The following is a 22,788-nucleotide window of genomic DNA, read 5'->3' as shown; positions in this document are numbered from 1 at the left end:
CATGTCCGATACGCCCTTCTCGCGCGGTTCACGCGCCGCCCCGCCCACGGTCACGCTCGGCGACCCGGTCCCCATCGCGGATCGGGCCGACAACCGGGTGCTGATCTCGCCGATGAGCGGGGTTCCGCCCCGTCCGCCGAGCGACCAGATCGTCTCCGTCGGTGGCCAGACCATGGGAACGACCTGGAACGTGCGGGCCATCGGCCCGAACGGCCTGGCCGAGTTCGAGGTCCGGGCCGCGGTCGAACAGGAGCTGGCGGCCGTGATCGCCGCCTTCAGCCCCTGGGACCCGTCCAGCGAGATCAGCCGGTTCAACGCCGCCCCGGCCGGATTGTGGTCGGTGTCCGAGCTGTTCTGGGATCTGCTGGACGCCGCCATGGAGCTGGGCGACGAGACCAATGGGGCGGTCGATCCGACCCTGGGCGCCCTGGTCGATCTGTGGGGTTTCGGGCCGCCCGGACCGCGCGGCGCCCTTCTGCCCGTTCCGTCCGACGAGGAGGTCGAGGCGGCGCTGGCGGTGTCGGGCTGGCGCCGGCTGAGGCTGAACCGCGAGGCGCGCGGCGTCATGCAAATGGGCGGGATGGGGCTGGATTTTTCCGGTATCGCCAAGGGCCATGCGGTAGACCGCGTCTCCGACCGGCTGACGGCCATCGGCGCGACCTCGCACCTGGTCGAGATCGGGGGCGAACTGAAGGGGCGCGGCGTCAAGCCGGACGCCCAGCCCTGGTGGGTCGAGATCGAGCGGATCGAGAGCTCGCCGACGCCGCGGACCGTGGCGGCCCTGTATGACCAGGCCATGGCCACCAGCGGCGACTATCGCCGCGTCTTCGAACATCTGGGCCGTCGCTATCCGCATACGATCGACGGTTCGACGGGGCGGCCCGTGGCCAACGCCCTGGCCTCTGTCACCGTCTTCCACGCCTCGGCGATGAAGGCCGACGCCTATGCCACGGCCCTGACGGTCATGGGACCGTTCGAGGGACCGGAATACGCCGAGGCCCTGGGCCTGGCCGCCCTGTTCGTGGAACGGACCGAGCGCGGGCCGATCGAGCGGCTGACGCCCGCCCTGGTCGCCATGATGGAAGAGCCCTGGTGACGAACGAGCCGGCGCGCTGGTTCTGGGCCGCCGGGGCCCTGGTCCTGTGGCTGCTCCTGACCGGCTTCGTCGTCTGGCGCGAGCGGCGGGCCAGGGCGGCGGCGCGGGCCAAGTCCGAGGCCCTGGTCGGAGACGGGGAGACCCTGCTGGTCGCCTTCGCCAGCCAGACGGGCTTCGCCGAGGAACTGGCCTGGATGACGGCAAAAGGCTTGCGCCACGGCGGGGTGGGCGCGCGGGTCCTGTCGTTCGCCGATCTGGATGTGGCGACGCTGAAGGCGGCGGGACGGGCGCTGCTGATCGTCTCCACGACCGGCGAGGGCGATCCGCCCGACAGCGCCGCCCGGTTCGTCCGCAAGGCGATGGCGTCGTCAGCCGACCTGAACGGGCTGAGGTTCGGCCTGCTGGCCCTGGGCGACCGCAGCTATGACCGGTTCTGCGGCTTCGGCCATGCGGTGGACGCCTGGCTGAGACGATCCGGCGCCGAGCCGCTGTTCGACATGGTCGAGGTCGACAACGGCGAGGCCGGCGCCATCCGCCACTGGCAGCACCAGCTGAACCAGATCACCGGCAGTCTCGCGGTCCCGGACTGGACCCCGCCCGCCTATGACCCATGGCGGCTGGTCGAACGGACCCTGGTCAATCCGGGCGGCCCCGGCGGCGAGGCCTGGCTTCTGGCCTTCGAGCCCGTCGGATCGGCGCCGGACTGGTCGGCGGGCGACATCGCCGAGGTAGGCCTGCCCGAGCGGGACGGGGTCACGCCCGGCTCGCGCGAATATTCGATCGGCTCCCTTCCGTCGGACGGGCGGGTCGAGTTTCTGATCCGGCTGATGCGTCATCCAGATGGGACGCCGGGCCTGGCCTCGGGCTGGCTGACGCAGGATTTGAAGATCGGCGACCAGATCGGCATGCGGCTGAGGACCAACCGCAGCTTCCACGGCCCGGCGGACGCGACGCCTATGATCCTGATCGGCAACGGCACGGGGATCGCGGGATTGCGGGCGCATCTGAAGGCCCGGACGGCGGCGGGCGGCGGGGCCTGGCTGCTGTTCGGCGAGCGGACGCGGGCGCACGACGCCTTCTTCGACGACGACCTGCAGGCCTGGAGGACGGCCGGGGTGTTGCGCCGGCTGGACCGCTGCTTCTCCCGCGACGCCGGGGATGGCCGCTATGTGCAGGATCTGGTCGCGGCGGCGGGGGACGATCTGCGCGACTGGGTGTCGCGCGGCGCGGCGATCTACGTCTGCGGCAGCCTGGAGGGGATGTCACAGGGCGTCCATGCGGCGCTGGAAACGGCGCTGGGCGCGGATGCCGTCTTGGCGATGCTCGAGGACGGCCGATATCGGCGGGACGTCTATTAGATTGATCCGAGCAGAGGGCGCGGCGGCTCAGGCGTCCTCGGGTGCGATATAGCGCGACACGGCGTCCCGGAACGCCTGCACGTCCTTGTTGAGCTGAACCAGCTTGTCCACGCTCATCGCGGCGGACTGGAACAGCCGCTGTCCCAGACAGGCGCTGCGCGCCTGCATGGCCGCGCCCTCGTCGGTCAGGCTGATCACGACCTGGCGCTCGTCCGTCGGGTTGCGGCGTCGAGAAACCAGACCGGCGCCCTCCATCCGTTTGACCAGGGGCGTGACATTGCTGGAGTCGAGTCCGAGGCGTTCAGCGATCGCGCCGACGGTCAGGTCGTCGTGCTCCCACAGGGCGCTCAGGACCAGATATTGAGGGTAGGTGATCTCGAGCTCGTCCAGCAGCGGCTTGTACGCCCGATTGATCGCCAGGCTGGCGCCGTAGAGCGCGAAACAGAGCTGCTCGTCCAGTGTCGGAACATAGGCGGGATCGGAGGACAAGACGGGCTCTCTCAAAAATGGTTCCGCCATTCTATGTCACGACAAGTATTGCTGGCAAACAGGCTCTGCCCCTGATACGAGAAACATGTCGCGACATATAATGTCGTATCATGCATTAGGAAATTCTCATGGCCGCCTCGCTCGCTCTCGATCCGCACACCTCCACCGTCGCGCTGCGAAACTATTATTATCTAAGGGCGGGCGTCGCCGCCGCCTGGGTCGTCGCCGCCTTCACCGCCGGCGTGTCCAATCCCGTGATCGGCGCCGTCCTGCTGGTGCTCTATCCGGCGTGGGACGCCCTGGCGAACCTGATCGACGCACGCGGCGCCGGCGGATACCGGGCCAATCGGTCTCAGGTCGTGAACGCCGCCGTCAGCACACTCGCCGCCCTGGCCATGCTGGGCAGTCTCGCGGTCGGCATCAACGCCGCGATCGGCGTTTTCGGGCTATGGGCCGTGCTGGCCGGTCTTCTGCAACTGATCACAGGTGTGCGGCGCTGGCGGACCTATGGCGCGCAATGGGCCATGATCCTGAGCGGTGGTCAGTCGGTGCTGGCCGGCGGCTTCTTCGCCTTCATGGCGACCGGTCCGGCCCTGCTCTCCATCGCCACCGTTGCGGGCTATGCGGGTTTCGGCGCCTTTTACTTCCTGGTCTCGGCCCTTTGGCTGACCTTCAGAAAGCCGAGAAACGCGGCCTGACTTTCCGTCGACGGATCATCGCCTCGCCAGTCGGCCCAGCAGGTCAGCCGCGAAGCTGGACAGGGTGTCGTCGCGGGCGCCCATGACGATGATCCGGTCGCCCGGTTGCGCCATCTCCACGATCCGGTCGCCGCAGGCGGCGCGGGTCGGCAGAGCCTCTGCCTGACGGCCGGCGGCGCGGACGCCCGAGGCGATGTCTTCCGAGCCGACGCTGCGGTCGGTGGTGCCGCCGTAATAGACCGGCTCGGGCATCAGCAGGACGTCGTCCTGCCGCATCAGGCCGGCGAAGCCGTCGATGAATTCCTGCCGCATCAGTTTCAGCGGACCGAAGCCGTGTGGCTGGAACAGGATCAGCAGACGACCGTCGAAGGCGTGCAGGGTCTTCAGCGTGGCGGCGATCTTGTCCGGGTTGTGGGCGAAGTCGTCGATGACGGTGATGTCGTTCGCGGTCCCGACCACCTCCATCCGGCGACGGATGCCGGCGAAGGTCTCCAGCGCCTTGACCGCCTCTCCAGTAGGCACGCCGACGGCCTTGACCGCCCCCAGGGCCGCCAGGGCGTTGGCGACATTATGGGCGCCCGGCACGTTCAGGACGACGTCATATTCGCTCCAGCCCTCGATCAGGCGGAACTTCATGCCGGCGGGCAGGGGCTGCAGATCATGGGCGGACAGGTCGGCCTTTTCCTCGCCCAGGGCGAAGGTGATGACCCTGGCGGCGGGGGCGGTCTGGGCCAGTTCCTGGGCGAGCGCCGCCGTCTCGGGATTGTCGAGGTTCAGCACGGCCGTGGCCGCCCGCGCGGTGAAGCCGCCGAACAGGTCGCGCAACTCCTCCATCGACTTGTGGTCCAGCGAGATGTTGGAGACGACGGCGACGGTCGGGTCGTAGCCGGCGATGGAGCCGTCGGATTCGTCCACCTCGGACACGAACAGGTCGGGGCCGCCGATCAGGGCGCTGGCGAACGGATGGTCGGCATCGACGAAATTCTTCATCACCGCCCCGTTCATGACGGTGGGGGTCCGGCCGGCCTGGCTCAGGATCCAGGCGATCATGCCGGTGATGGTGGACTTGCCGCTGGTGCCGGCCACCCCGATCGAGGTCGGGGCCGCGTTGAACAGTTCGCTGAGCAGTTGGGGGCGGGTCTTGATGGTCGCGCCGGCGCGGCGGGCGGCGCCGATGTCGGGCACCGTCTCCTCGACCGCCCCGGTGGCGACGACGATCTGGGACGGGCGGGTGACGCCGGACCCGTCCTGGGGGTGCAGGGTCACGCCGTGGGCGCGCAGCCAGTCGAACTTCTCGGGCGTGCGGCCCTGGTCCAGCGCCCGGTCGGAGCCCTCGATGGCGTGACCCTGGGCCTGGACGATCAGGGCCAGGGGCAGCATGCCCGACCCGCCGATGCCGCAGAAGAAATAGGAGGCGTCTTGGTTCATGCCCCCTTAGAACAGGGGATTAGGCCGATCCGCCAGAGCCGGATCGCAATTTCGGCGAAGAAGACGGGCGTGACCAGCAACAGCTTCAAGATCGGCGTGGTCTGCGCCAGTTCGCGCTTCTCCCGGGAGCGGGCCGACCAGGTTGAGCACTGGATGGCCGAACATCACCCGGACGGCGATGTGGCGGTGGTCTTCCACCCCGCCTGTTTCCTGAAGCACGGGCATTTCGCCGGGGACGACCGGGCGCGGGCCGACGCCTTCGTCGAGTTCGCCAATGATCCGCGCATCGACGCCGTCTGGTTCGCGCGCGGCGGCTATGGTTCGTGCCGGATCGCGGAATCGGTGATCCCGCGCCTGAACGCCGTGGCCCGCAAGAAACGCTACATGGGCTATTCCGACGCGGGCAGTCTGTTGGCGGGGATGTACCGCGCCGGGTTCGAACATCTGGCCCATGGGCCGATGGCGTCGGATTCGGTGCGCGACGACGCGACGGCGCGGGGCGCCCTGGACTGGCTGACGACCGGGCGGACCGACTGGCTCGAACCATCGCTGGCGCAGGATCCGCGGCCGGCCGTCGCCTTCAACCTGACCATCATCGACCAGTTGCTCGGCACCGATCTGGAGCCCGATCTGGCCGGTCATGTGTTGATGCTGGAGGAGGTGTCGGAGGCGGCCTACCGGATCGACCGAATGATGTTTCACTTGACGGGACAGGACTCCATTCGACGTGTGGCCGGAATTCGCCTGGGACGTGTTTCCGATGTCACGCCAAACGATCCCGATTTCGGCCAGACTCCCGACGAGATCGTTCGGTATTGGTGCCTGAGATCAGGCATAGAGTTCCTGGGTTCGGCCGATATAGGGCACGACCATGCCAACAAGGTCGTGCCTTTCGGGCGTCGATGACAAAAAGCGGGCGCGGCGCGAAAGACACAGTCCGGCCTTGATCCACATCACGACGGTCGGCGCCCCTCGACAGTCGGCGCCTGTGAACGTCAGATGCAGGTCCGCGAGGCGTTAGGACTTCGTTAGCCAAGGCGTTGGGGGACGCTGCGGTTTACGCCTTATGCGATGCGGCGGTTCGTTCGGACCTCGGGGGATGCCCGGACGAACCGCCTGATCGACTGCATGGTTCAGCCGGTATTGCTCAGTTCGTCCAGATACGACGTCCATGCCACCCGTCCGGCATCGGTCGGCACGATGCGGGTCTGTGGCCTGCGGCCCAAGAAACCCCGCCGCAGTTCGATGTATCCCGCGCCCTCCAATCGGGTCAGGTGGCTGGACAGGCTGTTATTGGGGATGGCGAGGGCCTGAGCGAGTTCGGTGAAGTCGGCCGTCTCCGCAGCCGACAAATAGGCCATCACCCCAGTCCGTATCCGATGAGAAAAGGCGGGGTCTGCAGTGGGCGACGCCTTCACCTCCGCTTCTCGCGCATCAGAATCACGGCGGGAACGAAGGCCAGGAAAATCAGACTGGCGCAAAGGATCGAAAGGGCGGTCAGCGACCCCAGGCCGAGCCACGCCAAGGCCACAGCGGCCGCGAAGCTACCGATCGCCACAAGGATAAGCCATCGCCGGTCGCCGGACAGCGCGGTGATCCACCATGCGGCGCCCCAGAGGATCAGCACGACTGAAACCATGATCTGATTGGTGTGGATCACGTTGGTCAACGGTTCGTCCCGCGTGAACATGCGGAAGACGACATAGGTCACGACTAAGGCGGCGAAGCTCGCTGACCATGTCGCGGAGGCTGTTCGGCTGAGGCGGATACGGTTCGGCCCGATGGTTCGCCATGCGGTCCACAACACGGCGCCGAAGAATGCCAGGTGGGACGTGATGATAGCCCATCTTCCCACGAAGTTGGAGATGGGCCCCTCTACGGGCGAGCCGGGTTTGGGCAATCCCTCGATCATGAAGGCCGTCAGGATCGACAGCAGGGCGAAGCCATAGGCGCCACCAAATACGGCGATCAACAGCAGGAAGGGCGCGGGTTCGCCACGACCCGCAAGGGCAAGCCGCTTGAGATAGGCGAGATCGCCGTCATCCTGGCGGGAAGGGACATCGATCATCAACAACCTCCAATGTGTGTGACTACTTTGAATTTTAAACTAGTCGAGTCAAGAGGGTTTCAATCCCGTGCGACGGGATTCGCTTGTGAGCGGAACGGACGCTAAGGATCGCGCGTGCGTTTCGACGAAAGATTCATCGATGAACTGAAGGCCCGCCTTCGGCCGTCCGACGTGATCGGGCGGACGGTGAAGCTCAAGCGGCAGGGGCGGGAATATGTCGGCCTGTCGCCCTTCTCGAAGGAGAAGTCGCCGTCCTTCTTCGTCAATGACGACAAGGGGTTCTTCCACGACTTCTCGTCCGGGAAACACGGCGACATCATCTCCTTCCTGCAGGAGACCGAGCGGCTGAGCTTCGTCGAGGCGGTGCAGCGGCTGGCCGGCGAGGCCGGGATGCAGCTTCCGGCCGAAGACCCCAAGGAGGCCGAGCGCGAGCAGAAGCGTCAGGGTCTGTCCGACTGGATGGACCTGGCCCAGAAATGGTTCGCGGCCAATCTGCGCCGCACGCCGGGCAAGGCGGCGCGCGAATATCTGGAAAAACGCGGCCTGCCCGAGGATCAGTGGGAGCGGTTCGGCCTGGGCTATGCGCCCAACGACCGCGAGGGGCTGAAACAGGCCCTGATCCAGCGCGGCGCCAAACCCGCGGAACTGGTCGAGGCCGGGATGCTGATCGCGCCCGAAAGCGGGGGCCAGCCCTATGACCGGTTCCGCGACCGGCTGATGTTCCCGATCCTGGACGCGCGCGGGCGGATCGTCAGTTTCGGCGGCCGGGCGATGAACCCCGACGACCGGGCCAAATATCTGAACGGGCCCGAGAGCCCGCTGTTTCACAAGGGGGCGACCCTGTACGGCCTGCCCGAGGCGCGGCGGATCCTGGGGGCGGAATCGAAGAACGATCAGGCCATCATCGTGGTCGAAGGCTATATGGACGTCATCGCCTGCCAGCGCGCGGGCCTGCCGGCCGTGGCGCCGATGGGCACGGCCCTGACCGAAGAACAGATGGAGCGGCTGTGGCGGGTGTCGTCCGAGCCGGTCCTGTGTTTCGACGGCGACGCGGCGGGACTGCGCGCCGCCTATCGCGCCATCGAACGGTCTTTGCCGCTGCTGAAGCCGGGGCGGTCTTTCCGTTTCGCCCTGCTGAGCGGCGGTCAGGACCCCGACGACATCCTGCGCGACAAGGGGGCGCCGGCCCTGCGCCAGGCCCTGGCCCAGACCCACGGTTTCGCCGAGGTCCTGTTCCGTCGCGAACAGGACGCCGAGCCGCTGGACACGCCCGAGCGCAAGGCCGGGTTCAAGGCGCGGCTGAGGAACACGGCCTCGGCCATTCAGGACAAGGATCTGGCGGAGCAATATCGCCGCGACCTGTTCGACAGGTTCGACGCCCTGTTTCCCCGCAGCCCCCAGCGCGCGCCCTGGACGCCGGGGCAGGGGCGGGGCCGGTTCGGCCCGCCGCCCAAACTGGGCCAGACCCTTGAGGGGGCGCAGGCGATGCAGTCCCTGTTTCGCGCCGTCAGCCCGGTGGCCGCCGCCCTGGCCTATGCCGCCATCGACGACATCGAACGACTGGACGATCATCTGGAGGAGGTCGGCGTCCAGGGGTTCGGCGATCCGGCCCTGGACGGTCTGGCGCAGGAACTGGTCCGGTTGCGGCTGTCGGGCCAGGGGTCGGATGCGGCGGTGGTGCGCCATCGTCTGCACGACGCCGGCTTCGATCCCCTGCTGAAGGAGATCGAGCGGGCCGCGTCCAAGTCCGGCGCCGCCTTCCTGTCGTCGGAGCTGCCCGTGTCCGAGGCGCGGACCCAATGGCTGAAGGTGTTCGGCCTGATGACCCACCTCGCCGCCCTGTCGCGCGCGATCGAGGCCGCGAAACAGGGCATGGGGGAGGGCACCGGCATGGAGGCGCTGGTCCGGCTGAAGGCCGAGCGCGACGCCATCGTCCGCTCGTTCGCGGCGCCTGACTTCTGGACCACCCTGGTCTGACCGACGACCGGCGGGACCAGGAGGGGGCGAAAATCGACGAAAAAGGTCGTAAAAGCCTCCACGCCCGCCGCCGACCGCAGTCCGAAACGCCTATAAATGTCGATAAACCAATCCCGTAGATTGTCCGTGGCCCCGATGATGGACTGGACGGACCGGCACTGCCGGGCCTTCCATCGCGCCCTGACGTCGCGGGCCCTCCTCTATACGGAGATGGTGACGGCGCCGGCCGTGCTGCACGGGGATCGCGATCACCTGCTGGGTCTGGACGCCGTCGAACACCCGGTCGCCCTGCAACTGGGCGGGTCGAATCCCGCCGAACTGGCCGAGGCCGCCCGGATCGGCGCCGCCTATGGCTATGACGAGATCAACCTGAACGTCGGCTGCCCGTCCGACCGGGTCCAGTCGGGGCGGTTCGGCGCCTGTCTGATGCGCGAGCCGGAGCTGGTGGCCGACTGTATGGCCGCGATCAAGGCCGCCGTCTCCATCCCCGCCACGGTGAAATGCCGTATCGGCGTCGATGATCAGGATCCCGAGGTCAGCCTGTTCGCCACGGTGGACGCCTGCGCCGCCGTCGGGATCGAGGTCTTCATCGTCCATGCCCGCAAGGCCTGGCTCCAGGGCCTGTCGCCCAAGGAGAATCGCGACGTGCCGCCGCTGGACTATGGACTGGTGCGCCGTCTGAAGCGCGAACGGCCCCAGTTGAACATCTCGATCAACGGCGGGATCGCCGACCTGGACCAGGCCGAGGCCCTGCTGGACGACAGCGACGGCGTGCGGCTGGACGGGGTCATGCTGGGCCGCGCCGCCTATCATGAGCCGGCGATCCTGGGCCAGGCCGACCGCCGCCTGTACGGGGCCGACACGGCGGACGTGGACGCCTTTACGGCGCTGGACCGCTATCGTCCCTATATGGCCGCGCGCCTGGACGAAGGGGTGCGCCTGCCGGCCATGACCCGCCACATGCTGGGCCTGATGCACGGCCGCCCCGGCGCACGGGCCTTCCGCCGTATCCTGACCGTCGAGGCCATCCGACCCGACGCGGGCCTGGAGGTGCTGGACCGCGCCGCCGACGCCGTGCGCGAGGCCGAGGCGCGCCGCGAGGACGCGGCCTGACACAGGCGACATGAGCGTCTGAAATATCCAAAGTTATCCGTATGTTATGGTCTTCATCGGGAACACGCCTGGTCCACGACGACCGCTGCGCCCCTTTCTGGCCACAAGTTAACGCGACAAACCCCGCGCCGGCGGCGTTGGGAGCCGGCGTTTCTATGAGCAAATCGGATGATCGGCGCCTCCGCTGCCTTCGCCATGTTTTGGGCTGCCCTGTCCTCGCTTTCGAGCGGACCGGTCCCTTACAATGTCGCTGTCGCGGCGGATGAAGCCAGGGTTGAAACCCCGGCGGCCGAGATCGGTTCCACCGACGCCCTCTCCGAAATCCCGCTGGCCTTGAGCGCCGACCAGGTCGAGCTGATGGCCGGCGACCCGGACTGGCGCGCCTCGGCCCGCCTCTATCACGCAGGCGGCGGCGGGGCGACGGGCAATGATTCCCTGGGTTGCCGCCCCATCGCCATGCGCACCGTCGCGGTCGATCCGCGCGTCATTCCCCGCCGCACCAAACTTTTCATCCGCGAGACCGTGGGTCTGCGGATGGCCGACGGCTCGATTCACGACGGCTACTGGTACGCCTCGGACACCGGCGGCGCGATCAAGGGTCAGAAGATCGACCTCTATACCGGCAACGGCCGCGGCTCGATGGCCCAGGCGCGTCGTCTGAACATGCGGACCCTGACCATCGCCGACGCCGGCCGTTTCGACGGCTGCCCCCCGGCCTGGGAAAACGCGGCCAACTAGACCGACCGCGAAAACGAAAAACGCCGGCGAACCTTCGGGTCGCCGGCGTCTTCATGTCGGCCTGGAGGCGGCGTTCCTATTCCAGTTCGCTGACCTTCAGCGTCGACTGCACCATGTCGTCGCCATAGGTTCCGACCCAGACGTCGTAACGCCCGCTCTGGGGATTGGTGATCAGAACCTTGGGGTTCACGCCGCCGCCGCTGTCGTCGTCGCAATACCAGCGCCCGTTCGGCGTATTGATCAGCAGGGTGGTGTCCTCGGACGCCTCGACCAGGAAGGTCAGGTCCATGCTGCCGGGTTCGAAGAAGACCTGATAGTCGGCCGCGGCGCTGACCTTGCCTTCGCAGCCGGACTTGGCGCTCGACGCCGGAATGGAGCCGCCGGCCAGGATCGACTTTACATGCGGATCGGGCGTGAAGCCGGAGCGCAGCCGCACCGAACCGAAGTTGGGCTCCAGGTCCGTGTTCGGCGCGCCGGCGTCCGACGAATCCGAGCCGCCCAGTTCGCTGATCTGCAGCGTCGACTGCACCATGTCGTCGTTATAGGTGCCGACCCAGATGTCGTACCGCCCGTCTGAGGGGGCCGAAATCGTCACCATCGGGTTCAGGCCGCCGCCGCTGTCGTCGTCGCACAGCCACTGCCCGCCGGGCGTTTTGACCAGCAGGGTGGTGTCCTCGGACGCCATCGCCTTGATGGTCAGGTCCAGGGTCCCGGCTTCGAAATCCAGCTGCAGGTCCGGCGCGGCGCTGACCGAGCCCTCGCAGCCCGATCGTGCGGCCGAGGCGGGAATTGATCCGCCGGCCAGGATCGACTTGGTCCAGGGGTCGGGCGTGAAGCCGGTCTCCAGCCGCACCGAGCCATAGTTGGGCTCGAGGGTGAAGTCAGGCTTGGCCCCGTTTTTCTGCGCCAGGCTGGTCGTCGGGGCCAGCAACAGCGCGGCGCTCGCCGCGACGGCGATTATCTTCATGGTCGACGTCCTCCCAGGTGCGGCGTCCCGCCGCACCTGGGACCATATCCGCTTCACGCTTACCGTACAGCTTCAAATAACGGCGGGTTCAGAAGCGTCGCTTGCCGGTCGCCGTCTCGAAGAACAGGCGGAAGTCGCCCATCAGGCTCCACAGCGGATATTTGAATGTCGCGGGACGGTTCTTCTCGAAGAAGAAATGCCCGACCCAGGCGAAGCCGTAGCCCACCAGCGGCATGGCCAGCAGCCACCAGGGGTTCAGCGTCACAAGGAAGGCGACGAAGGCCAGGATCACCAGGCCGGTGCCCACGACGTGGATCCGCCGACAGGTCCGGTTGGAATGCTCATGGATGTAATAGGGATAGAAGGCCTCGAACGAGGCGTATCGTCCCTCGGGGGTCGATGGCGTGTTCATGGACGGAGGGTGCGCCTCCGCCCACGATCAGGCAAGTCTCAGCCCTTCGGCTTGCCCTTGAACCCGTCCTTCTTGAAGCCCGGCTTGGGCTTGAAGGCCTTCTTGGCGAACGGCTTGTCGCCGGCTGCGTTCGAGCGCGGATTGTCGCCGCCTGCGTCGGACCGGGGCGCCCAGGGCTTCTTCTTGAACGGCGGGCGGGCGTCGCCCTCGCCGCCGTCGGCGCGCTTGTAGGGGGTCTTCTTGAACGGACGGTCGCCGTCCTCGCGGTTCGGCTTTCCCGCGAAGCGGCCGGCCTTCATCGAGCCCGGCGTCGGGGCTTCCGACGGCGTGATCTTGACCTCGTCCTTGGACGCGGCGACCGCCTCGCGGAAGGCCTGTTCATGGGACTTGGCGATCTCGAACCGGGTCTCTTCCGGGAAGGTGCGGATGGCGCCGATCTGGGGCTTGGCGATGCCGCCGATGCGGCAGATCAGCGGGATCAGCCATTTGGGGTCGGCGTTCTTGTTGCGGCCCACGTCCAGGCGGAACCAGACCACGTCGTCGGCGCCAAGACGGTCGCCGGGCCAGGGCTGAGCCGCCGTGCCGTCGTCGTTGCGCACGGTGCGTTCGCGCTTGGCGGGACCACGATCCGAACCGGGATCGGACAGTTCTTCCGGCGCCGGTTGCTCCTTGCGCAACAGGCGCACCAGGGCGGCGGCGATCTCGTCGGGCGTGCGCTCGGCGATCATCCGCTTGGCGACGATCATGTCCTCGTCGGACACCTCGGCCTCGAAGAATTCGGGCGACAGCAGACGGCCTTCATCGGCCTTGCGGATCTCGTCGAACGTGGGGGCGCCGGACCAGACGGCGTCGACGCCGGCGTCGTCCATCAGGCGCTCGGCCTTGCGGCGGCGCGAGTGCGGCACCAGCATGACGGAGACGCCCTTCTTGCCCGCCCGGCCGGTCCGGCCCGAACGGTGCAGCAGCCCGGCGCGGTTCATCGGCAGTTCGGCGTGGATGACCAGGCCCAGATCGGGCAGGTCCAGACCGCGCGCGGCCACATCGGTGGCGACGCAGACGCGGGCGCGGCCGTCACGCAGGGCCTGCAAGGCGTCGGTGCGTTCGCGCTGACCCATTTCGCCCGACAGGCTGACGGTCGAGAAGCCCCGCTCAAGCAGCGAAGCCTGCAGGTGGCGCACGGAATCCCGCGTCGAGCAGAAGACCATGGCGCGCGGCGCCTCGTACCAGCGCAGGGTGTTGACCACTGCGTGTTCGATCTCGTTCGGGGCGATACGATAGGCGCGGTATTCGATGTCGGCGTGCTGGCGCGTCTTGTCGGTGGCGTCGATCCGCACCGCGTCCTTCTGATAGCGCTTGGCCAGGGTCGCGATCTCGCGCGCGATGGTGGCCGAGAACAGCAGGGTGCGGCGTTCGGCCGGCGCGTGGTCCAGAATGAACTCCAGGTCCTCGCGGAAGCCCATGTCCAGCATCTCGTCGGCCTCGTCGAGGACGGCGACCTTCAGCTCGGACAGGTCCAGATTGCCCCGGTCGATGTGATCCTTCAGGCGGCCGGGCGTGCCGACGACGATATGGACGCCGAAGCTCAGGGCGCGGGCTTCACGCCGCGCATCCATGCCGCCGACGCAGGTGGCGATCTTGGCGCCGGAGTCGGCGTACAGCCACTGCAGCTCGGCCGCGACCTGCATGGCCAGTTCCCGCGTGGGGGCGATGGCCAGGCACAGGGGCGCGCCGCCCGGACCGAAGATCGGCTTGTCGCCCAGCAGGGTCGGGGCCGCGGCCAGGCCGAAGGCGACCGTCTTGCCCGAACCGGTCTGGGCCGAGACCAGCAGGTCGCGATCCGCATGCTCGCCTTCCAGGACGGCGGCTTGCACCGGAGTCGGCTCGGCATAGCCCTTGTTGATCAGAGCGCGGTCGAGCGCGGGATGGACGGCGGGAAAGGGCATCGGCTACCTGGGACAAACGGACGAGGCGGTCGCCGAAACGACCGCGCCCGGCCGAGGAACAGACCTCAGGCCGGGCGAATGAGGGTCGCTCTATACACGGATAAAGGCGCAAGCGGGGCAGAAAACGCCGTTCACCCTGTTCCTTCAGACGGGATTGACCCCGGCAGGCGCAATCTGACGCCTGAAGGAGACCGTCATGCAACTCTTGCCCATCGCCGCCGCCGGAATGATGAACGCCCAGTCGCGCTTCGAAAACAGCGCCCGTCGAACGGCCGCCGCGCCGCTGGATAATCTGGCGGAAGAAACCGTGGAACGTATTCAGGCCAAGACCGCCTTCTCCGCCAACGCCGCCGTGGTCCGCACCGCCGACGAGATGAGCGGGACCCTGCTGGACATGCTGGCCTAACTGTCGGTCGCCGCCGGCTCGGGACCGAGGACGCGCCGGATATAGGGCCAGGCCCTAGCGAAGGCCGAGATCACCCCGACCAGGCTGGCGAAGAACTGGAAGCCCGCCCAGACGGCGCTGAACACCGCCCCGCCCAGGAACAACTCCGACAACGGGTAAAGGACCGACGCGACCGCGATCTGGAAATCCGCATAGGCGATCGAATATTCGATCGACCGGCCCGCGAAGAAGGCCACGGCCACCGCCGCGGAAACCGGCGCCCACAGCAGGGGCAGGACCAGAAGCGCCGCCGCCGTCAGCACCGTCAGCTTCGTCCCCAGGGTTTCGCTCGACAGAAATGATGCGACCACGCCCGCGCCCAGCGTCAGGGCGACCAGCGCGAGCAAGACGGGCAGGACGATGTCCGCCGCCGCCATCATGTCCATGAAGATCATGCCGACCAGGATGGCCGCGCCGCTGATCAGAAAGCCCGCCACCCAAAGGGCCGCGTACTGGCTGAATCGCTGTTTCAGATGACCGATGCCGAACACGGCGCCCCTCCGACGACGCCTCCTTCGAGGCGCCGTTAAGGATACTCACCTTACAGGCGAAGTCGACTCAGCGAACCGTGATCGGTCTTCGTGAGGGCCGCCTTGGCTAGAACTCTTCCCAACCTTCGGCGTCCGCCTCGACCTTGGGCGCCGCGCCGCCGCGACCCACGGTCTTCAGCGCGGCCGCCATGTGAGGCGTGCGGACGGGCGCGGGCGGGGATGCGCGTCTGGGGGCCGAAACCCGTGCGGCCGTCCCAGCGATCCCGTCGGAGACCTTGAACCGCGCCGCAGATGCCTGCAGGGCCTCGGCGTCCTGCGACAGCGAATGGCTGGCGGCGGTCGACTGCTCGACCATCGCGGCGTTCTGCTGGGTGACCTGGTCCATCTGGTTGACGGCGGTGTTGACCTCGGCCAGGCCGATGGCCTGTTCCTGAGCCGAGGCCGCGATCTCGCTGACCAGTCCGTCGATCTCGGCGACCCGGTCGACGATCCGCTGCAGGGCCTCGCCGGTCTGACCGACCAGTTTGACGCCCGAGCCGACCTGGGTGGTCGAGGCCGAGATCAGGGTCTTGATTTCCTTGGCCGCATCCGCCGAACGCTGGGCCAGGGCCCGGACCTCGGAGGCCACGACCGCGAAGCCGCGACCGGCCTCGCCGGCGCGCGCCGCCTCGACCCCGGCGTTCAACGCCAGCAGGTTGGTCTGGAAGGCGATCTCGTCGATGACGCCGATGATCTGGTTGATCTGGCTGGACGAGCTTTCGATCGCCTGCATGGCCGAGACGGCGTCGCGGACGATGACGCCCGAGGTCTCAGCGTCGCCCTTGGCGGCCTGGACCACGTCCGAGGCCTGACGCGCGCCCGAGGCGGTCTTGTTCACCGTGGCGGTGATCTCGTCCAGGGCCGCGGCGGTCTCTTCCAGCGAGGCGGCCTGCTGTTCGGTGCGGCGCGACAGGTCGTCGGCGGCCTGGCTGATCTCGCCGGCGCCGGACCGGATGCCCGCCACATTGCCCAGAACCACGCCGAGGGCCTGCTGCAGCTGGGCGATGGCGGTGTTGAAATCGGTTTTCAGCTGTTCCGACCGGGGCGCCACCTCGACGGTGAACCGGTGGGTCAGATCGCCGTTCGACATCGCCGCCAGACCGTCGGCCAGGGCCGTCAGGGCCACCCGATCCTCCTCGGCGATACGCGCCTTCTCGGCTTCGCTGGTGGCGCGCTCCTGTTCCGACATCGAACGCTGCGACAAGGCTTGCTGCTCCACGCGAATCTTCTCGACCGCCGCGTCGCGGAAGGCGGTGATAGCCTGGGCCATCTTGCCGAACTCGTCCTTGCGGTCGGCGCCCGCGATCTGGATGGCGGTGTCGCCGGCCATCAGTTTTTGCATATAGCCGATCATGTTGAAGGTCGGCCGGACGATGGCGCGGGTCGCGATCAGGCCGGCGGCGAGCGCCACGAACAGGGCTCCGAGAAGCCCCACGACCACGGCGAGCAGGGCGCCGCGCGACGCATCGGCCTGAGCCTTGCGCGACGCTTCGAGGGCCGCCTCGTTCGAGGCCTTCAACTCGTCCATCGCCCCTTCGACGGGTTCGATGAATTTGTCGGCGGTTCCGGTTTGACCGACCATCTGTTCCGCCTCGGCGAAACGCCCCTCGGCGACCAAGCCCTTTCCGACCTGGACGATGTTCTCGTACCAGCCGTCGCCCGCCTGAATCGCCTTGTCGATCGGCGCCTGACGATCCGAGGGAAGATCGACGCGCGCCTGCTCCAAGGCTTCCTTGAACTTGGTGCGGTGGAAATCGAGCCGCTCCGCATAATAGGGGTCGTGCGACAACAGATAGCCGCGATAGGAGTTTTCCTGCTTGGACAGACGGAACTCGGCCACGGCCAAGGCTTGGTTGATATTGTGCTCCTGGCTTCGCATCCCATCGGCGCGATCCAGAGCCAACAGGTTCATCGTGACGACCGCGCCCATGACGCCGATCGCCGCCAGAACAACCCCGAAGGCGACGGCGAGCTTGCGTCCCACCGGCATGTTTTCAAGAAAATTCAACGCTATCTCCCGACCCCTGCGGCGGTCGCAATAGGACTTCAGCGACCAGCCACCTCTGCCGAGCAAGAATGGAAGGATGATTAATACGAATTCTGAATTAAGGCGTAGGTAGGAACCCGTATCCCATCCGCGCTCGGGGTCGGCCCGACGAAACAGCCCGCGACCTGCCTCTAGCAAGGGGATCTGGGACGCACGGGCCGAGCCGCTCGTTCCCCTCCACGAACCTGCTCGACCTAGATGGCCGCGCCGCCGGTCCTGAGCTTCTGCAGGTAGTCGGTCATGCTGAAGGTTGATCCCGCGATGGCGCGGCTCGTGGCCAGGCCGGCGAGGAGGAACATCAGTATGGTGCTGGCCAGGCCGGCGGTCACCGCGATCAGGGCGTTGCGCGACGCGGCGACCTGAGCGTGACGCGAAGACTCCAGCGCGACCGCATTGACCGCTCTCAGGTCGTCGATCGCCGTCTCAACGGGATCAAGATAGCGTTCGGACACCCCGGTCTGGCCGACCAGCCGTTCGGCGTCGGCCAGACGCCCCTGGGCGGCCAGAGCCTGGCCGGCGACAGCGACGTTCCGATACCAGCCGTCGGCCGCCTGCAGCGCCCCGTCTATCGTCGCTTGGTAGGTCGCGGGGACATAGGCGCGCGCCTGCGCCATGGCTTTCCTGAACTCGGCGCGGTGGGTTTCAAGCCGGGCGGTGTAATAGGGCTCCGTCGACAGCAAAAACCCGCGATAGGAGTTTTCCTGTCGGGCGAGGCGGAACTCGGCTTCAGCCAGGATGCGATCGAGCCTGTTTTCGCGATTTCTGACTTCGTTGGCGCTTTGCAGGGCCATCAGGTTGATCACGACGAGGACGCCCATAACGGTGAGCGCCGCGAGCATGGCCCCATAGGCCAGGGCCAGTTGGCGGGCAGCAGGCGGACTTTCAGCGAACTTCACGCATATTCTCCCTGACCCGTGGACATCGGAATGAAGCTGCAAAGGCGGCCCCTCCCTGAACCATGGCCTCCTGGCGCCCAATCTTGTCGACGACCAGTAAGAACCAGAATCCTGCATGAACACAATGTGGGGTTGATGAATACGAACCCTAAACCACGGATTCAGTACAAATGCGTACAATCTGCACGCCACACCCCCGCCGATACGCTCCGTCAACCGAGAGTCCATTTTGACGCAGACTCACGCACAACGACAATAAGGTGCTTTTCCAAAGAGCGAAGACGGCTATAGAGAATGGGTCAGAAAAGCGGCAGCGGTATAACCCAGATGATTTCGCGGCGGCGAGATCGAATATGATGCGGATGCGAACAGACGATTTTACTGGATTTCGCCTGAACTGGCCCCCGAGACGTTTCCCAAGGACCTTGCGGAACGGCGTTTTTCTTGCGTGCGCCTGCGTGTTAGTTGCAGCCCTAGTTAGATCCGCACTTCAGAATATCGAGCATGTCCACTACATGCCCCTGCTGGGGGCGGTTATGGCGACCGCTCTTTTGGCGAACCGTCCCGCGACTTTCCTGGCCATCGGCCTCGCGGTCGTCACCGACCTTTTCATGACGACGCGATCCAGCGTCATGGCCCTGGCCGCCGACACAATCCTTTTCGTCGTGGTGGCTTCCGTCATGGCCGAGGTCTGTCATCGACTGACCAGCCGCACCGCCCTATTGCACAGCATACTGACGTCTGTTCCCGTCGTGACGCTCGACGGCGAAGGCCGCATCCTTCGGATCACGGCCCCTGCAGCCGACCTCATCGGTGTCGCTCCCGAAGACGCGCTTGCCCGCCCCTTCAGCCTCTTCGCTCCCGATTTCGACAAGGCGACGCTCTCGGTCGTGACCTCCGGCGGCGTCCTGACCCTTCCGGCTCCTGGCTATTGGCTCGTGCGCCGCCCGGACGGCGAGATGATTCCGCTGACGATCCACGCCAGTCTTCTGTCCCGCAGCGTGGACCCGGAACGAGTCGTGCTGTCCCTGGGCGACCAGCGACAGGCTCTGGCGGCCCACGATCGTATGCGGGACCTGATGGACCAGCTCAGCAGAAGGTGGCGGCTGAATTCCATGGGCGAGATGGCGGCGACCCTGGCGCACGAACTGAACCAGCCGCTGACCGCCGCCACCGTCTATCTGCACGCCGGTCAGACCGACATCGCCCGGGCGGGACCGATCGGCGACAGCGCCGGACGCGCGCTGGACCTGGCCAAGACCCAATTGCTTCGCGCCGGAGACATCATCCGCCGCATGCGCGAACTGATCGCGACCGGCGCCCCGGAAATGGCTGAAGAGCGGGTGTCGTCGATGATCGAGGATCTGCGCCCGCTCTTCGACCTGATCCATCAGGACACCGGAGTGACGATAAGCATCGACGTGCAGAGCTTCGAGGATCACGTCTTGGCGGATCGCATCCAGGTTCAGCAGGCGATCGCCAATCTGGTCCGCAACGCCGTCGACGCAGTAACAGGCCGTGATAGCGGACTTGTCCGTCTCGCCGGCCATAGTCTGCCCGACATGGGTTATGAGATTCTGGTCGAAGACAACGGCCCGGGCATTCCGGAAGACCAGATGGACCGCATCCTCCAGCCGATGATGACCACCAAGGCCGGCGGCATGGGCCTGGGCCTGTCCGTCACCCGCTCGATCGTCGAGAGCCACGACGCAATCCTGGTGGTTGGCCGCAGTTCTCTGGGCGGCGCCGCCTTCTCCTTCCGCCTCTCCCCCGTTTCGGAGCTCGAAGTCGCATGACCCAATCTTCCGTCTTCATCATCGACGACGATCCGGCCATGCGGGATTCCCTGCTGATGCTGTTGCGCGGCGAAGGCATCCGCGCGCGGGGCTTCGCCAGCGCCATCCAGTTCCTCGACGCCGTGCCCGAAGAAAAGACAGCCTGCGTGATCACCGACCTGCGCATGCCCCAGATGGAGGGGACCGAGCTCATTCGTCAGCTGACGGCCCTGCGCGGCCCCGGCTGGCCGGTGATCGTCATCACCGGTCACGCCGACGTCCCCCTGGCGGTGCAGTTGATGAAGGCCGGCGTCGTCGACTTCATCGAAAAGCCCTTCGATCCGAACCGGATTCTGGAGGCGGTGCGGGGCTGTCTCTCGACCTTGGAACGACAAGGGGCCGAAAGCGAGGCGCGAGAGGAGGCGGCGTCCCGCCTGGCCACCCTGACGCCGCGCGAACGACAGGTCTTCGACGCCCTGATCGACGGCAAGTCGAACAAGGAGATCGCCCTGATGCTCGACATCAGTCCTCGCACCGTCGAGATCTTCCGGGCCAAGGTCATGCAGAAGATGCAGGCCCAGAGCCTGTCCATGCTGGTCCGCCTGGGACTGAGCGTCGGAGAAGTCTGAACGCCCCCTTGAGCCCGGCGGAAATCGTCGCCACCTTGCTGGGGTCATGAGCGACCGGTCCGCAGGCCTCGCCCCTTCCCGCGTCACCGCGGTCCTGGGGCCCACCAACACCGGCAAGACCCATCTGGCGGTCGAGCGGATGCTGGGGCACGCCTCGGGCATGATCGGCCTGCCCCTGCGGCTGCTGGCCCGCGAAATCTACGAACGCATCGTCAAGCAGCGCGGCGCGGCCGCCGTCGCCCTGATCACGGGCGAGGAAAAGATCGTCCCGCCGCGCCCGCACTATTTCGTCTGCACCGTCGAGGCCATGCCGCTGGAACGGTCTGTCGAATTCCTGGCCGTCGACGAGATCCAGCTGGTGGCCGACCCCGAGCGCGGCCATGTCTTCACCCAGCGCCTGCTGCATGCGCGGGGCCGGTTCGAGACCATGTTCCTGGGCGCTGGGACCATGGAGCCCCTGATCCGCCGCCTGGTCCCGGAGGTGGAGATCGTCACGCGCGACCGGCTGTCCACCCTGTCCTACGCCGGGTCCAAGAAGCTGACCCGCCTGCCCCGCCGCAGCGCCATCGTCGCGTTCAGCACCGAGCGGGTCTACGCCATCGCCGAACTGATCCGGCGTCAGCGCGGCGGTGCGGCCGTGGTCATGGGTTCGCTCAGCCCCCGCACCCGCAACGCCCAGGTGGCCCTGTACCAGTCAGGCGAGGTCGATTTTCTGGTCGCCACCGACGCCATCGGCATGGGGCTGAACATGGACGTCGACCATGTCGCCTTCGCCGGTCTGCGCAAGTTCGACGGCCGCCGCACCCGTTGGCTCCACGCCCACGAAATCGGTCAGATCGCCGGCCGCGCCGGCCGCCACCTGCGCGACGGCACCTTCGGCGTAACGGCCGAGGCCGAGGATCTGGACGCCGATCTGGTCGAACAGGTGGTCGAACATCGTTTCGATCCGGTCGAGGCGGCGGAATGGCGCAACGCCCGGCTGGATTTCGACACCCTGCCCGACCTGCTGCGCTCTCTGACCGTCACGCCCCAGCGCTCGGGCCTTGGCCTGACCGCCGAGGCCCTGGACGAGACCCTGCTGCGTCGCCTGATCAAGGACGAGGAGGTGGCCCGCATCGGCCGGTCGCGCGGCGCCGTCATGCGACTATGGGAAGCCTGCCAGCTGCCCGACTTCCAGAAGACCACTCTGGACGAGCACGCGCGACTGTCCAAGGACGTCTTCCACGCCCTGACCGGCAAGCGGGGTCGGCTGACCGACGACTGGATGGGGCCGCGCTTCGCCTTCGTCGATCGCGACGACGGCCAGATCGACCAGCTGTCGGCCCGTCTGTCGGCCGTCCGCACCCTGTCCTATATCGCCAACCGCCCTGACTGGGTCCATGACGCCCAGGGCTGGCGCGACAGGACCCGTGCGCTGGAGGATCGGCTGTCGGACGTGCTGCACGAGCGGCTGACCGCCCGCTTCGTCGATCGTCGCACCACCGCCCTGATGCGCGCCCTGAACGTCCGGGACGACACGTTCGCCGGCGTCGCCGACGACGGCGAGGTCACGGTCGAGGGCCAGGTGGTGGGTCAGCTGGAGGGGGTTCGCTTCCAGATGGAGAAGGGCGCCTCGGCGCTGGAAGACCGCACCCTGCGCCAGGCCGCCGTGCGCGCCGTCACCCCCGAGATCAATCGCCGCCTGGGCCGTCTCGCCGCCGAGACCGACGAGGCCTTCTCCGTCACGCCGGACGGGGCGGTGCTGTGGCGCGGCGTCCTGACCGCCCAGATCCAGGCGACGCCCGCCGGGGTCGATCCCTTCTCGCCCTCCGTCCGGCTGCTGGGCGAGCTGGGCCCCACGCCCGCCCGCGAGCGCGCCCGCCGCCGGATCGAGGCCTGGCTGGCGTCCGAGGCCGGCCGCGCCCTGCGCGATCTTCGCCGCCTGCGACAGGCGGTGGAGTCCGGGACCCTGAAGGGCCTGCCGCGCGGGATCGCCTTCCGCCTGATCGAGGCCGGCGGCCTGATCGACCGCCGCGACGTCGAACGCGACCTGGCGGCCCTCAGCCAGGTCGAGCGCCGCACCCTGAAGAGTTTCGCCATCCGCGTCGGGGTCCATTCCGTCTGGCTGCCCGGCCTACAGAAACCCCGCGCCCGCCATTTCGCCCAGGCCTTCGTCGCCGCCCCCCTGATCCCGGCGACG

General features: G+C 67.3%; 21 protein-coding genes. 11 read left to right on the top strand and 10 right to left on the bottom strand.

From position 1 onward, the window contains the following. Position 1 precedes the first annotated feature (1 nt). Positions 2-1,096 carry an FAD:protein FMN transferase gene (locus tag H2037_RS14825; RefSeq protein WP_292123534.1) on the top strand — a complete coding sequence of 365 codons (1,095 nt, stop codon included), beginning with the start codon at positions 2-4 and terminating at the stop codon, positions 1,094-1,096. Continuing rightward, entirely contained in the window at positions 1,093-2,454 is a 1,362-nt protein-coding gene (locus H2037_RS14820; RefSeq protein ID WP_292123532.1) for a sulfite reductase subunit alpha, read from the top strand. Before H2037_RS14825 ends, H2037_RS14820 begins: the two co-directional genes overlap by 4 nt. A 27-nt stretch (positions 2,455-2,481) precedes the next feature. On the opposite strand, the gene H2037_RS14815 is transcribed toward H2037_RS14820, so the two are convergent. Continuing rightward, positions 2,482-2,943 carry a MarR family transcriptional regulator gene (locus H2037_RS14815; RefSeq protein WP_292123530.1) on the bottom strand — a complete coding sequence of 154 codons (462 nt, stop codon included), beginning with the start codon at positions 2,941-2,943 and terminating at the stop codon, positions 2,482-2,484. 128 nt (positions 2,944-3,071) lie between these two features. Here H2037_RS14815 and H2037_RS14810 point away from each other — a divergent pair, with 128 nt between their 5' ends. After that, positions 3,072-3,641 (top strand): DUF308 domain-containing protein, encoded by a 570-nt coding sequence (locus H2037_RS14810; RefSeq protein ID WP_292123528.1) that lies wholly within the window; start codon positions 3,072-3,074, stop codon positions 3,639-3,641. A 15-nt stretch (positions 3,642-3,656) separates the two neighbouring features. Here H2037_RS14810 and H2037_RS14805 read toward each other — a convergent pair whose 3' ends face one another. Continuing rightward, positions 3,657-5,069 (bottom strand): Mur ligase family protein, encoded by a 1,413-nt coding sequence (locus H2037_RS14805; protein WP_292123526.1) that lies wholly within the window; start codon positions 5,067-5,069, stop codon positions 3,657-3,659. Between the two features lie 69 nt (positions 5,070-5,138). Here H2037_RS14805 and H2037_RS14800 point away from each other — a divergent pair, with 69 nt between their 5' ends. After that, positions 5,139-5,975 (top strand): LD-carboxypeptidase, encoded by an 837-nt coding sequence (locus tag H2037_RS14800; protein WP_292123524.1) that lies wholly within the window; start codon positions 5,139-5,141, stop codon positions 5,973-5,975. 227 nt (positions 5,976-6,202) lie between these two features. Here the strand turns inward: H2037_RS14800 and H2037_RS14795 are convergent, their stop codons facing one another. Both H2037_RS14795 and H2037_RS14790 read right to left on the bottom strand, forming a co-directional pair. Continuing rightward, on the bottom strand, positions 6,203-6,433 hold the full coding sequence (locus H2037_RS14795) for a transcriptional regulator (protein WP_365833852.1): 231 nt from the start codon (positions 6,431-6,433) through the stop codon (positions 6,203-6,205). 50 nt (positions 6,434-6,483) lie between these two features. Beyond that, positions 6,484-7,137 (bottom strand): hypothetical protein, encoded by a 654-nt coding sequence (locus tag H2037_RS14790; RefSeq protein ID WP_292123520.1) that lies wholly within the window; start codon positions 7,135-7,137, stop codon positions 6,484-6,486. Between the two features lie 114 nt (positions 7,138-7,251). Between H2037_RS14790 and dnaG the strand changes: the two genes are divergently transcribed. The 3 genes from dnaG to H2037_RS14775 all read left to right on the top strand — a co-directional run bounded on the left by dnaG (position 7,252) and on the right by H2037_RS14775 (position 10,965). Beyond that, a complete protein-coding gene (dnaG, locus tag H2037_RS14785) occupies positions 7,252-9,114 on the top strand; it encodes a DNA primase (RefSeq protein ID WP_292123519.1) in 1,863 nt (620 codons plus the stop codon). Positions 9,115-9,210: 96 nt separating this feature from the next. Beyond that, entirely contained in the window at positions 9,211-10,227 is a 1,017-nt protein-coding gene (gene dusA, locus H2037_RS14780) for a tRNA dihydrouridine(20/20a) synthase DusA (RefSeq protein WP_292123517.1), read from the top strand. Between the two features lie 168 nt (positions 10,228-10,395). Continuing rightward, on the top strand, positions 10,396-10,965 hold the full coding sequence (locus tag H2037_RS14775; RefSeq protein WP_292123516.1) for a 3D domain-containing protein: 570 nt from the start codon (positions 10,396-10,398) through the stop codon (positions 10,963-10,965). 76 nt (positions 10,966-11,041) lie between these two features. On the opposite strand, the gene H2037_RS14770 is transcribed toward H2037_RS14775, so the two are convergent. The 3 genes from H2037_RS14770 to H2037_RS14760 form a co-directional block, all read right to left on the bottom strand. Continuing rightward, positions 11,042-11,932, bottom strand: coding sequence for a hypothetical protein (locus tag H2037_RS14770; RefSeq protein WP_292123515.1), 891 nt, complete (start codon positions 11,930-11,932; stop codon positions 11,042-11,044). Positions 11,933-12,020: 88 nt separating this feature from the next. Next, complete coding sequence (locus H2037_RS14765; RefSeq protein WP_292123514.1) at positions 12,021-12,344, bottom strand: Mpo1-like protein; 324 nt, start codon at positions 12,342-12,344, stop codon at positions 12,021-12,023. Between the two features lie 38 nt (positions 12,345-12,382). Beyond that, on the bottom strand, positions 12,383-14,287 hold the full coding sequence (locus H2037_RS14760) for a DEAD/DEAH box helicase (RefSeq protein WP_292123513.1): 1,905 nt from the start codon (positions 14,285-14,287) through the stop codon (positions 12,383-12,385). A gap of 196 nt (positions 14,288-14,483) precedes the next feature. Between H2037_RS14760 and H2037_RS14755 the strand changes: the two genes are divergently transcribed. After that, positions 14,484-14,693 (top strand): flagellar basal body rod C-terminal domain-containing protein, encoded by a 210-nt coding sequence (locus tag H2037_RS14755; protein WP_292123512.1) that lies wholly within the window; start codon positions 14,484-14,486, stop codon positions 14,691-14,693. Here the strand turns inward: H2037_RS14755 and H2037_RS14750 are convergent. From H2037_RS14750 to H2037_RS14740, 3 genes are all read right to left on the bottom strand, one after another. Then, the gene (locus H2037_RS14750) at positions 14,690-15,223 is read right to left on the bottom strand and encodes a hypothetical protein (RefSeq protein WP_292123510.1); all 534 of its coding nucleotides are present in this window, start codon (positions 15,221-15,223) and stop codon (positions 14,690-14,692) included. The genes H2037_RS14755 and H2037_RS14750 overlap by 4 nt on opposite strands. Before the next feature lie 106 nt (positions 15,224-15,329). Next, positions 15,330-17,270 (bottom strand): methyl-accepting chemotaxis protein, encoded by a 1,941-nt coding sequence (locus H2037_RS14745; protein WP_365833848.1) that lies wholly within the window; start codon positions 17,268-17,270, stop codon positions 15,330-15,332. A gap of 233 nt (positions 17,271-17,503) precedes the next feature. After that, entirely contained in the window at positions 17,504-18,205 is a 702-nt protein-coding gene (locus H2037_RS14740; RefSeq protein ID WP_292123508.1) for a CHASE3 domain-containing protein, read from the bottom strand. A 536-nt stretch (positions 18,206-18,741) separates the two neighbouring features. Between H2037_RS14740 and H2037_RS14735 the strand changes: the two genes are divergently transcribed. From H2037_RS14735 to H2037_RS14725, 3 genes are all read left to right on the top strand, one after another. Beyond that, positions 18,742-20,001, top strand: a complete 1,260-nt coding sequence (locus H2037_RS14735) for an ATP-binding protein (RefSeq protein WP_292123507.1) — start codon at positions 18,742-18,744, stop codon at positions 19,999-20,001. Then, complete coding sequence (gene fixJ / locus H2037_RS14730; RefSeq protein ID WP_292123505.1) at positions 19,998-20,609, top strand: response regulator FixJ; 612 nt, start codon at positions 19,998-20,000, stop codon at positions 20,607-20,609. The genes H2037_RS14735 and fixJ overlap by 4 nt, the downstream gene beginning before the upstream one ends. Positions 20,610-20,655: 46 nt before the next feature. Then, the coding region (locus tag H2037_RS14725) for a helicase-related protein (RefSeq protein ID WP_292123503.1) at positions 20,656-22,788 on the top strand (2,133 nt) is incomplete at its 3' end.

Source organism: Brevundimonas sp., assembly GCF_013912065.1.
Classification (GTDB): domain Bacteria; phylum Pseudomonadota; class Alphaproteobacteria; order Caulobacterales; family Caulobacteraceae; genus Brevundimonas.
Note: the sequence above shows the minus strand (reverse complement) of the source record. Positions and strands in the feature narration are given on the sequence as shown.